Below are 11484 nucleotides of genomic sequence, written 5' to 3'. Positions count from 1 at the left end.
CGGATTGGGGCGCGTCCCGGTCCGCCGGCCACCAGATTCGCTGGGGCGACGCGCGGCTCGGGATTCGTTCGTGCACGTTCGAAGTGGCCGCTTTCCTTCCACATAGTCCTTCGGAGTGCGGCCGTTCTGTCGGGGACCGGCTCGCCCCGCTGTCGGTTCGCCGTTCCTGCGGTAGCCCCCCACAGTGGCGTCGCTGCCACCGAGGTCGTCGCCGAGCACACGCGGCAGCGACCGATTACCTGGCCGGCCACCGGTGCGTCCGGTGCGTTCGATCAGTCGCCGTCGAGCCCCGCGACGAACAGCGCCAGCACCGGCACGATCTCGAGGCGACCGATCCACATGAGGAAGATCATCAGCAGCTTGGAGCCGTTCGAGAAGTGGAGGTAGCTCCCGAAGGGGCCGAGCTGTCCGAACCCCGGCCCGATGTTGCCGAGCGTCGCCAGCGACGCACTGAACCCTTCGAGCACGGTCAGCTCCTGGGGATAGGTGTGGTAGGGGTCGAGCATGATGAACACGCCAGCGAGGACGAACAGCACCAGGTAGAGCAGCGTGAACACCATGATCCCGCGGATGGCGTCCTCGTCGACGACCATCCCACCGAGGCGAACCGGCTCGACCCGTTCGGGGTGTGCGGTCGTGGAGAGTTCGCGCTTCGTCGCTTTCAGCACGACCAGCCAGCGGATCACCTTGACGCCACCGCCAGTCGAACCCGCGGAGCCGCCGACGAACATCGCGAACAGCAGGAGTGCCTGGGCGTTCCCGTCCCACTGCGCGAAGTTCGCGTTCGCGTACCCCGTGGAGTTCAGCAGGGAGCCGATCTGGAAGGCGGCGTGGCGCAGCGAGCGCTCGGTCAGCCCCTGGGTCGCGCCGCCGATCTCCGGTCCCATCGTCGCGCCGCGGTAGAGCAGGGCGAACAGGACGGCGATCAGCACCGCGATCGCACCGGCGTACGCCCGGAACTCGGCGTTGCGGAACATCGCCTCGGCCTCGCCGCGGAACACGTGCCAGAACAGCGCGAAGTTGACCCCCGCGACGACCATGAACGGGATAATGACCCACTGGACTGCTGCCGAGAAGTAGGCGATACTCTTGGCCTGCGGGGAGAACCCGCCCGTCGGGAGCGTCGAAAACCCGTGTGCGACGGCGTTGTAGAGGTTCATCTCCGGCGCGTAGCCCGCGAGGTGGAGCGCGTACAGCGACGCCGCACAGAGCACGGTGAAGCCGAAGTAGATCAGCCAGAGCGCTCGCGCGGTCTCCGCGATCTTGGGGGTCAGCTTCTGGAGCTCCGGCCCCGGTGCCTCCGAGCGCATCAGCTGTGCGCCGTTGACGGCGATCTCGGGGAGAATCGCGATCATCAACACGATGATCCCCATCCCGCCGAGCCACTGGGTGAGCTGGCGCCACAGCATGAGTGCGTGAGAGTGCCGGTCGGTGCCGATATCGCCGAGCACCGTCGCGCCGGTCGTCGTGACGCCGCTGGTGGACTCGAAGAGGGCGTTGACGATCGAGTCGACGAACGCGCCGGGCGAGGCGAGGCTGAGCCCGACCGTCGACTCCGTGCCGTACCCCGCGAGCAGGTAGGGAATCGCGCCGATCACCGCCGCGGCCAGCCACGAGAGCGAGACCAGCAGGAGGGCTTCTTGCGGGCCGAGGTCAGGATCCGGATCGAGCCGGTCCAGCGCGAGCCCGATTCCGCCCGCGATCGCGATCGAGACGACGAACACCCAGACGTCCTCGCCGTAGGCGATCGCGACGGCGAGGGGCACCAGCATCGTCAGCGAGAAGTAGGTCACGACGGTGCCCAGCAGGCTCCCGGTGGCGCGGAGATCGACGCGCCACGCCATCAGTCGCCCACCCCGCGGCCGGTGACGCTCGCGGCGATCGCAGTCATACAAAGCGGATCTGCCCATCGCGACATGTAGGCGTCGAAACGACCCGTACGTGGCAACCGCACCGAACGGTCTGTCCACGGCGCCCGCGACGAGTGGCCAGTTCGCGACGATCGCGACGAGTGGGCCGTTCGCGACGAGCCACTGTCAGCGTGCGTTGGTGCCATCGGTACCGTTAGATGCGTTGGCTGACCTCGTCGAGGACGGTCGAATCGACGAAAATGACGACGTGGTCGCCGGGCTGAACCGTCGTCTCTCCCCGCGGGACCACCAGCTCGCCGTCCCGCGAGATCGCGCCGATCACGACGCAGTCTGGGAGGTCGGCGGTCGCTTCGACGATCGTCCGGTTCGCGAGCACGCTGTCCTCGTCGATCTCGATCTCGAGGACCTCCCCGCGGTCGTGTTCGAGCATCGAGACCTTCTCGGTCTGGCCCGCCCGGGTGAACCGGACGATCTCCTCGGCGACCTCTTCGCGAGGGTTGATCGCCGCGTCGATCCCGACGGCCTCGAACAGGTCGGCGTAGTCGACGGTTTCGACGACGGCGAGCGTCCGCGGGGTGCCGATGCGCTCGGCGAGCAGCGACGCGAGGAGGTTCTGCTCGTCGGTGCCGAGCGTGGCGACGACGACGTCGGACTCGTCGACGTGCTCGCGGACGAGGAACTCGGTGTCCGTGACGTCGCTCTCCATGACCGTCGTGTTCGGCAACCGTTCGGCGAGTTCGCGTGCACGGTCGTGATCGACCTCGATCAGTCGCGGTCGGTAGCCCCGGTCCTCGAAGAGCTTCGCGATCTGGAAGCCCAGCTCGCTGCCGCCAAGGATCACCACGTCGTCGGCGTCCTGTGCCGGCGCGGCGGTGACCTCGTCGGCGAACTCGCGGATCGAGTCCTCGCTTCCGATCACGACGACTCGATCGCCGGCGGCGAACCTCGTGTCGCCCTGTGGGACGATCAGGTCTTCGTCGCGGAAGACGCCCGCGAACGTCATCGAGTCGAACTGGTCGGCTTCGGCGACGGTCTTCCCGACGACGGGGCTGTCCTCGTCCAGCTCGAACTCGACCATCCGGACGAGCCCGTCGGCGAACTGGTCGACGTCCAGCGCCCGGGGGAGCCCCGAGATCCGGAAGATCGCCTCGGCGGTCAGCAGGTCCGTACAGACCATAAAGTCGACGCCGAAGGCGTCGTCGGCGTGCTCCCAGGTGTCGAGCAGGCCACGGCGCTTGACGCGGGCCACCGTGAACACGTCCGCGACGGTCTTGGCTGCGCCGCAGGCCACGATGTTGGTCTCGTCGACGTCGGTACAGGCCAGCAGCATGTCGGCCTGTTCGATCCCCGCCTCGCGGAGCACCTCGAGGTCCGTCCCGTCGCCCTCGACGGGCAGGATGTCCATCGAGTAGGTCAGCTCCTCGATCACGGCGGGGTCGCTGTCGATCACGACGACGTCGTGGGTGCCCTCGAGGTTCGACGCGATCGAGCGCCCCACCTCGCCTGCCCCGACGATGATTACTCGCACGACCGATCCCTCCGATACATTCGTTGGGAACTGCATCCGGACGGTGTGCTGAAGGGTGTTTCGGAGCGCGGACGGGCGCCCAACGCCGGCAAGCTGCCGATCACACCGCTTCTCCGTGCCTACGACGGAACGACGATCCGTTCGGCGCTCCGGCGAGCCCCGCCCGAACGCCGCTGGCTCACGACCCCGCTTCCGCCGACGCTCCGACGCGCCGCCAGCGCACGAGCAGGTAGACGACCGTCGTCAGCCAGAGCACGCCCATGAACGCGTAGATGGCGTCGCCGGCCGGGTTCGCCGAGTCCCAGAGCGGGCTCGCCAACAGGGCCGTTCCCACGCCCGCCACTGCCGGCGGCGCGAGGAACGCCGGCCAGTTCGGCCGCCACGCCGCGTTCGCTCGCTGCAGCGCCCGGACGTCCCGGAGCAGTGCGGCGACGGCGAGGCCCGAGCCGAGGAACGCGGCCAGAATCAGTGCGAACGCGACGGAGAAGAGCACGTCGACGCCGACGGCCACACCAGCCAGGGAGCCAGCCGCCAGCGGCACGACGACCACGTAGCCGAGGAGGGCGAGTCGCCACGGCTCGCGTCCGACCGTTCGGGCGGCGATCCAGCCGACGGCGTCGGGCGCGACCGGGTACGTCCACGCTTCGCCGAAGATGGCCTTGCCGGTCGCGATCAGCGGGAACACGAAGTTCAGCAGGGAGAGCAGCATGAGTATCACGAACCAGGCGAACACGAGCAGTACCGCCAGGAACCCAAACGCGGTCGCGACGACGTCCGGCACCGCAAACGCGTCCGACACGGCCTCGGGCACTGTGAACGCGTCGGGGACCTGGAGCTCCGAGAGGCCGAACACCGCCGCGACCGAACCGATGAACGTGACCAGGAAGAACAGCTGCCAGTTCGTCGCGTTCCGGGCGTTGCGCCTGGTGAACTCGTGCTCGGAGACCAGGTAGGCGACGGCGGGACCGGCAGCGAGCGTGAACAGCCCCAGCAGGTGGACGAGAATGCCCGTCAGCGGGCGCTGGGCGAGCAGCTCGGGACCCTGGTTCGTCGTCGATGCGGCCGTGGCGTCGCGTTCGTCGGACATTGGTAACGGGGAGTGCTGTCAGCGGGGATCGGCGTCGAGGCGGTCGGCGGACGTTCGACGGGGCGGTGGGAACAGTCGAGCGGTTCGATCCGTGCGCGTTCGGCGGGCAGTGCGCTCCGGTGGTTGGGGTGGCTGGCCCATAACACCCGGCGGGAATTTTGCGGCCGCAAAACGACCAAACCGGGCGGTACCGCGTCGAAGCGTCGCCCCACGAGACGGTACCGCGGGGTCCGGCGGCGCACACGGAGTCTCCCCCGAGTGAGCGAACGACACCTCAACCGGGCGTCCGCGGGAAACGGACGCCGAGAGCGGGGCGACGGCCGAGGCCCCGCGCCGTCTCACCGAGAGCAAAGCCTTTAGCGCGGCGCCCACCTACCCGGTTTCAAATGGTACTCGACGATCTGGGAAGCTCTCTGCGGGGCACCCTCGACGATCTCCGGGGGAAGGGCCGCCTCTCCGAGGAGGACGTCGACGAGGTCGTCCGGGAGATCCAGCGATCGCTGCTCCAGGGCGACGTCGACGTCGAACTCGTCCAGGAGCTGTCGGACTCGATCAAGCAGCGCTCGCTGGACGAGGAGCCGCCGGCGGGCACCTCCGCCCGCGAGCACGTGCTGCGCATCGTCTACGAGGAGCTGGTCGAGCTCGTCGGCGAGTCGACCGACCTGCCGCTGGAGGACCAGACGATCCTGCTGGCGGGGCTCCAGGGGTCGGGGAAGACCACGTCCTCCGCGAAGATGGCGTGGTGGTTCCAGACGAAGGGGCTCCAGCCGGCCGTGATCCAGACCGACACGTTCCGGCCGGGCGCCTACGACCAGGGCAAGGAGATGGCCGAGCGCGCGGAGGTCGACTTCTACGGCGACCCCGACGGCGACGACCCCGTCCAGATCGCGAAGGACGGCCTCGAGGCGACGTCCGACGCCGACGTCCACATCGTGGACACCGCGGGTCGGCACGCGCTGGAGGACGACCTCATCGCGGAGATCGAGGAGATCGAGCAGGCAGTCGATCCCGACCGCTCCCTGCTCGTCCTCGACGCGGCGATCGGTCAGGGCGCGAAGGAGCAGGCCCAGCAGTTCGACGAGTCGATCGGCATCGACGGCGTCGTGATAACGAAGCTCGACGGCACGGCGAAAGGTGGCGGGGCGCTCGCGGCCGTCGACCAGACCGACTCCTCGATCGCGTTCCTCGGGACCGGTGAGGGCGTCAAGGACGTCGAGCGGTTCGAGCCCGACGGGTTCATCTCGCGGCTGCTCGGCATGGGCGACCTCAAGCAGCTCGCCGAGCGCGTCGAGCGCGCGATGGACGAGACGGAGATGGAAGAGGAGGACTGGGACCCCGAGGACATGCTCGAGGGGCAGTTCACCCTCCGCGACATGCAAAAGCAGATGGAGGCGATGAACAAGATGGGGCCCCTCGACCAGGTGATGGACATGATTCCCGGGATGGGCGGCGGGATGATGGACCAGCTGCCCGACGACGCGATGGGCGTCACCGAGGAGCGCATGCGCGAGTTCGAGGTGATCATGGACTCGATGACCGACGGCGAGCTCGAGAACCCCCGGAGCGTCGGCCAGAGCCGCGTCGAGCGCATCGCGCGGGGCTCGGGCACGAGCGAGGACCGGGTCCGGGAGCTGCTCCAGCAACACAAGATGATGGAGCGCACGATCAAGCAGTTCCAGGGGATGGGCGACGCCGACATGCAGCGGATGATGAAGCAGATGGAGCAGGGCGGCGGCCCGGGCGGCCCCGGCGGTCCCGGCGGGATGGGTGGTATGGGTGGTGGCGGAGGCGGCGGCAACCCCTTCGGCGACTGAACTCGAGTTCGGTCCGTCGCGCGCCGGTTCTTCTCGCGCCAATTCGTCACGCAGTCAGTGACGCCCGACCGCTCGCGTAGCGGTCTCGCGTCGCCGCGAATCGTCGTCGACTCGACCGTTCAGTGCCACGTCTGCCCGCCCGGAACCGTTAACGGGCCTGACCTCACATGCAGCGCATATGCGACGCCGAGGACTGATCGTCGGTGCGGCCGGGCTCGCGGCGTCGGCGTTCGCGGGCTGTCTGGGGAACGGACAGACGGCGCTCTCCGAGCGGCCGCCCGAGAACGACGTCGAGGACGGCATCCGGACCGCCATCGGCGAGGCGAACGTCGTCGCGCTCGAACTCGCATCGGCGCGGGAGGACGCCGACGACGCTAGCGACGTGTCGATCGACGACGCGGCGCTCGAGGAGCAACTCGCCGCCGGCCGGCAGGAACTCCAGTCCGTCGCCGACGCCGACGCTGCCGCGGACTACGAAGCCCAGATCTCGGCCGCTGGCTCCTACCTCGACGTCGTCGAGGGGCTCCTCCAGGCGACTGCGACGCTCGCAGACGTCGCCGAACAGCTCCAGGGCCTCGAGCAGTCGCTGCAGGCCCAGGACTTCGACGCGGCCGCGACGGAACTCGACGCGATCGGGCCCGACGTCGAGAGCGCCCGGGCAACAGCGGGCGATGCCGAGTCCACCGCGGGGGAGTTCGACGCCGAGGCACTCGACGCCTACGGCGCGAAGATGGGTGAGCTAACGGAGGGCGTCACGACGGTCTCCAACCTCGCCGTGGGCTCCGACGAGCTGGTCACCGGTTACCAGGCCGTGCTGACCGGTCGGAGCGACCTCGAGGATGGCCGCGCCGCGATCGAGAGCGGGAACTTCGCGGCGGCCGAGTCCGACTTCCAGTCTGCGGAGGCCTCGTTCGGGACTGCCACGGGATACTTCGAGACCGCAGCGCAGGAGACCGACGGCGAGCTCGACACCGAGATTCAGACTGCGCTCTGTCGATCCACCGGGCTCACCGACGCCGCCGGCCACTTCGAGGCGTCCGCCGCTGCCGCTCAGGACGGCCGACTCGGTGACGCACAGGACCAGCAGGCCGCCGGCGAGGCCGCTCTGGACGCCGTCGGCGAGTGCGGGCAGTAATCGGCTGCAGGGACTGCTGTGGACTGCTGGCGGCCGCGACGCCGCTGGGGGTTAGCGACGTACTGCTTCGACCATCGCAAACTGGCCAGGGGACTGCCCAGGAGAGCGCTGCGGCTCGCTTGCGGTGCTGCCCCATCTCGAACGCGAGTACCGACCGGCACTGCCACTCGACTAGGTCGCCGTGCAGTCACCCCCGCTGCCGCGGCGTCACTCGTCCTCGTCGCCCTCGGGCGGCTCGTCCGACGCGAACTCGGCCGGCCCGACGGCGCCGTCCGCGCCGCCGAACTCGAACTCCTCGCCGCCCTCGCCGCTTCCTTCGCCGGGCGGTGCGCCCTCGGCGGCATCGGCGGGCGGCCCGTCGCCGTTACCGGGCGGCGTCCCCTCGACCTCCGGCACGTCCGAGTCGTCGCCCATGCCGAACGCCTCGAGGAAGGAGGGGCCCTCGCCCTCGCTCTGGCCGCCGGGCCAGGCGACGCGGTTCCAGTCGCCGTCCTTGCTGTAGTAGTAGACGACCTCGCCGCTGATGACGGCGAAGACGTTGCGACGGTCGTCGTAGACCACGCGCTGGTTCGTGTCGATGGCGACGTCGACGACGTCCTTCAGCGAGTTCAGCGAGACGTACTCCGTGCCGACGCCCATCGGGAGGTCGCCGTCGGAGATCCAGTCGTCGTAGCGCTGGCGGTGGAGCTCCTGTTGCAGCCAGTCGATGTCCGCCTCGACGCGGTAGGTCGCGGCGGCCGCGGCGCCGCCGACGGCGGTCAGCCCGAGCAGGACCAGCAGGACGACGGTGCCCCAGTCGATCGGCGCCGTGCGCTCGACGGTGACCGTCTGGCTCCGCGGGTCGCTGTCACTCGGGGTCCCCTCGATCCAGTAGGCCTGGCTGGTCACCGAGAGGGGTCCCGTCGCGCTCAGCGAACCCTCGTACTGGTCGGTCTCGTACTGCACGTCCGCGACGATCCGGGTCTGGACCGTGCCGACGCCCGCGAACTCGCTCTGGAGCGCCTGCCGTTCGGTCTGGACGGCCTCGACGTCGATCTCGGCGGTCGAGGTCGCCGTGCCGTTCGTCGCGGTGACCTCCTCCGTCGCGAGCGATTCGGTGCGCTCCCAGACCACCTCGCCGTCGCGAACGACGCGCAGTTGGAGGCGCGCGTCGTGGAACACCGTCGATCCCGGCGGTGCGTCCGTCTCGATTTCCACGTCGAGGACCGGCGAGGCGTTCAGCAGGTACGCGGGATGATCCTCGAGGACGGTGCCCTGCTCCCAGGGCGAACTGCTGGACGTGACCGTCGCGGAGTGGGTCACCTCCGTCTCGATGGACTGCACGTCCGTCCGCTCCTGCGTGGACTCCGTCGCCGGCGTCGCGACCGTCCAGATCGCGAGCACCAGCATGACCGCACCGAGCACCGCCAGCGCGATCGCGATCTGGCGGCCGCGCTCGGCGAGCGCGAGACGAACCCGTGGGTTCTCGATCACGAGTTCCCCTCCGGGGCCGACGGCTGGCCGACCCCCCGCACGACTCCCACCATACCCACTGTCTATTTGTACGTACTGTTAAGTCCTCTGGCAGGTCTGACGGCCGTCAGACTGTCGTTTGCGGGCGATTGACACGGTTGTGTGCGATGTAATTGCACGTAGAATCGACGCCGCAACGCGATGAATGGAGTCCGGAACAAGGTAACCCTTAAGGCTGGCACTCGGGTAGTTTCGGATACCGGGTTGGTGGTCTAGTCCGGTTATGACAGCTCCTTCACACGGAGCGGGTCGGCGGTTCGAATCCGCCCCAACCCATTCTGGTGTCGAACGCGACGAGCGCAGCGAGGAGCCTGCGTCACCAGAATGGTGCCGAAGGATTCGAACCCTGGAAGACACAGCCCGGGAGCGCAGCGAAGCGAGCACCCCGGACTGTCTTCCTCCGGTTCGAATCCCGTCCCAATCAACTTCTGCCGAACGCAGGCCAAGTAGAGCGAACTACTCGGGCGCTCTGGCAGCGGGCGTACGAAGCAAAACCTACGAGCTTGTGAACGAGCGCGCCGGTTCAGCTTAGGACAGAAATTCGGGACAGCTCACGTCTCCTTGGTGAACTGTGGGACATCATTCCGGCGGCGACCAGCGATGTTCTGCCCATCCCTCGTAGTGTTTCAACCGCAACTGAATCTGGTCCTCCGTCCATCCATCACATCGAGCATAGAGATAATCCGCCAGCGTCCCGAAGCTACTGCTATCCAATTCGATCCCACGGGCACCACGGTCGACGACGAATGGGGCCTCCTCCCGAAGCTCCTCGAACGCCTCTTTTGCCTCTCCCAATTGGTCGCTACGCACGCCCGCTCTGTTCACAGCAAATTCCTTCCCGGTCGGCGACCCGTAGCTGTGTTCGCTAATGAGGAACGCGAGTACGCTACAGATCACCTCGTGTGACGCCATCGGGGTATTTATTCGATGTACTATATGGGGAAATAGGTTGGGTGCCAATATGGTTTGGCAGACTGCCAAAACTTATCCCGGGGGACGCACAATCGTCTTCCATGCCGACTGAAGACGGGAGTGAGTTCGATATGAAGCAATCACGGCTCGACAATCCGAGTGGGTGGATCGAACTCACCCGGTACGAAACCGTACGGCTGCTCATCGATGCGTTACTCGAAGCGCCGCCAGGATATCAGTTCAACAAGTCCGAACTCGAACGCCGAACTGGGGTGAGCCGTGAGGCGATCCGGGAGCATCTCCCTCGCCTCATCGAGCTCGGTATCGTAGAGCGCCTCGAGAGCGGAGCGTGGCCCGAGTACCAGCTCAACGACGACGGGAAGGTGACGAAAGAACTGTTCGAACTGAACAGCGCGGTGAACTCGGTTCTCAGTGGAGAGCCAAAGAGCATCGACGAAGACGTACGGATGCCGATCACGCTCGACGACTTTGGAGGCGACAACGACGAGGGCCGGAGCGATCTCCACCCACCGTTTGAAGACATCGACAACGCATCGCGGGACGACCGGGACGACGATCTGATCGACCAGCCACCGGCCGGACTATCAACGACCAATGCCGCGTAGGGAACGGGTCCGGGGCGCGATCGTCGAAGTGGCCGAACTACTGCCCAAACTTGGCTACGAGGCCCACGACGTCATTGGGCCTGTCGACGAACAGGGAGAGGACGTACCGATGGAGGCCCTGGAAGCCGAGGAGGAACTCGAACGGAGCGTTCAGTATTATCTCACTGGAAGTGCAGGCGGTGCGAACTTCTACGTCATGTTCGAACTCGACAAAGAGTTCGCGTTGATCGTCTATCCGATGGACGTCCTTCGCCACCTCGGATCACTGCTCGACGAGGACGAGGCGCGCCAGATTCTCGACGAGCCGATCGATTGGGACGACGTCGAACCCCAGGCCGAGGATCGACTCTACAGAACCGCCGCCAGGACGGTCGTGAACAATACGGATCCCGAGCAGTTCCACCGAGCTGCGTTCACCCTCTCGGCACAAGCCAGCACGTCTATCGTCGATTATCATCACACGACAACGGAGAACGGATTTCCGGTCGAGTTCCAGTGTGCCCGTGGCATGTTCCCCTACACCGAGCGCCTGTCGATCGAACGTCTCGATAATCGACTGTTTCCCGTCAGAGTCGCCGGAGAACGTGGCCGGCGATACGTCGAATACTCGTTCCACATCGCGAAAGAGGATCGAGAGCCAGCGGAGTACGAGTTCCGGAATCTAATCTAACCAGCACCGGCCACGAGCCGTGTCGGGACGAACGCGGACGGCCTGCACTCAGAACACTTTGAGATACTCCTCCACCACGTCCCGCTCGTCCTCGGTCAGCTCGAACAGGTCGTAGACCGCCTCGTCGATCTCGGCTTCCAGCGCCTCCGCGTCGGTCTCTGCCACCGTCTTGCGGTCGGCTTCGAGGTGCTGCAGCAGTTCCTCGACGCCGTCGTCGCTCCGGAGGGGATCGTTATCTCCTCGCCGCTCTTGACGTTCCGGCCGTCGACAGCGGCGTGGACGTGCTCCGCGCGACGCTTGCGGGCGTCGCGATCGACGGCGTACATGGC

The 11484-nt window shown here is 67.1% G+C and carries 9 protein-coding genes and 1 tRNA gene; 5 read left to right on the top strand and 5 right to left on the bottom strand.

All coding sequences use genetic code 11. The annotated features are described in order from the left end of the window. Positions 1-272 precede the first annotated feature (272 nt). From ACZ5KP_RS08045 to ACZ5KP_RS08035, 3 genes are all read right to left on the bottom strand, one after another. A complete protein-coding gene (locus ACZ5KP_RS08045; protein WP_460922690.1) occupies positions 273-1844 on the bottom strand; it encodes a TrkH family potassium uptake protein in 1572 nt (523 codons plus the stop codon). 220 nt (positions 1845-2064) lie between these two features. Beyond that, on the bottom strand, positions 2065-3399 hold the full coding sequence (gene trkA, locus ACZ5KP_RS08040; protein ID WP_460922693.1) for a Trk system potassium transporter TrkA: 1335 nt from the start codon (positions 3397-3399) through the stop codon (positions 2065-2067). Positions 3400-3577: 178 nt separating this feature from the next. After that, complete coding sequence (locus ACZ5KP_RS08035) at positions 3578-4486, bottom strand: magnetosome magnetite crystal formation protein family (RefSeq protein WP_460922696.1); 909 nt, start codon at positions 4484-4486, stop codon at positions 3578-3580. 386 nt (positions 4487-4872) lie between these two features. On the opposite strand from ACZ5KP_RS08035, the gene ACZ5KP_RS08030 reads away from it, so the two are divergent. Both ACZ5KP_RS08030 and ACZ5KP_RS08025 read left to right on the top strand, forming a co-directional pair. Beyond that, the gene (locus tag ACZ5KP_RS08030) at positions 4873-6300 is read left to right on the top strand and encodes a signal recognition particle protein Srp54 (RefSeq protein ID WP_460922700.1); all 1428 of its coding nucleotides are present in this window, start codon (positions 4873-4875) and stop codon (positions 6298-6300) included. A 178-nt stretch (positions 6301-6478) separates the two neighbouring features. Beyond that, positions 6479-7435, top strand: a complete 957-nt coding sequence (locus ACZ5KP_RS08025) for a hypothetical protein (RefSeq protein WP_460922703.1) — start codon at positions 6479-6481, stop codon at positions 7433-7435. 207 nt (positions 7436-7642) lie between these two features. Here the strand turns inward: ACZ5KP_RS08025 and ACZ5KP_RS08020 are convergent, their stop codons facing one another. Continuing rightward, positions 7643-8908, bottom strand: coding sequence for a DUF5305 domain-containing protein (locus ACZ5KP_RS08020; protein ID WP_460922707.1), 1266 nt, complete (start codon positions 8906-8908; stop codon positions 7643-7645). A gap of 240 nt (positions 8909-9148) precedes the next feature. Between ACZ5KP_RS08020 and ACZ5KP_RS08015 the strand changes: the two genes are divergently transcribed. Continuing rightward, positions 9149-9223: transfer RNA gene (locus ACZ5KP_RS08015), tRNA-Val, on the top strand. Between the two features lie 303 nt (positions 9224-9526). Here the strand turns inward: ACZ5KP_RS08015 and ACZ5KP_RS08010 are convergent. Next, on the bottom strand, positions 9527-9859 hold the full coding sequence (locus ACZ5KP_RS08010) for a hypothetical protein (protein ID WP_460922710.1): 333 nt from the start codon (positions 9857-9859) through the stop codon (positions 9527-9529). A 101-nt stretch (positions 9860-9960) separates the two neighbouring features. Between ACZ5KP_RS08010 and ACZ5KP_RS08005 the strand changes: the two genes are divergently transcribed. Both ACZ5KP_RS08005 and ACZ5KP_RS08000 read left to right on the top strand, forming a co-directional pair. Beyond that, positions 9961-10485 (top strand): winged helix-turn-helix domain-containing protein, encoded by a 525-nt coding sequence (locus tag ACZ5KP_RS08005; protein ID WP_460922713.1) that lies wholly within the window; start codon positions 9961-9963, stop codon positions 10483-10485. Further along, positions 10475-11155, top strand: a complete 681-nt coding sequence (locus tag ACZ5KP_RS08000) for a hypothetical protein (RefSeq protein WP_460922716.1) — start codon at positions 10475-10477, stop codon at positions 11153-11155. Before ACZ5KP_RS08005 ends, ACZ5KP_RS08000 begins: the two co-directional genes overlap by 11 nt. Positions 11156-11484 lie beyond the last annotated feature (329 nt).

The sequence above is a fragment of the Salinarchaeum chitinilyticum genome (genome assembly GCF_055390775.1).
Note: the sequence above shows the minus strand (reverse complement) of the source record. Positions and strands in the feature narration are given on the sequence as shown.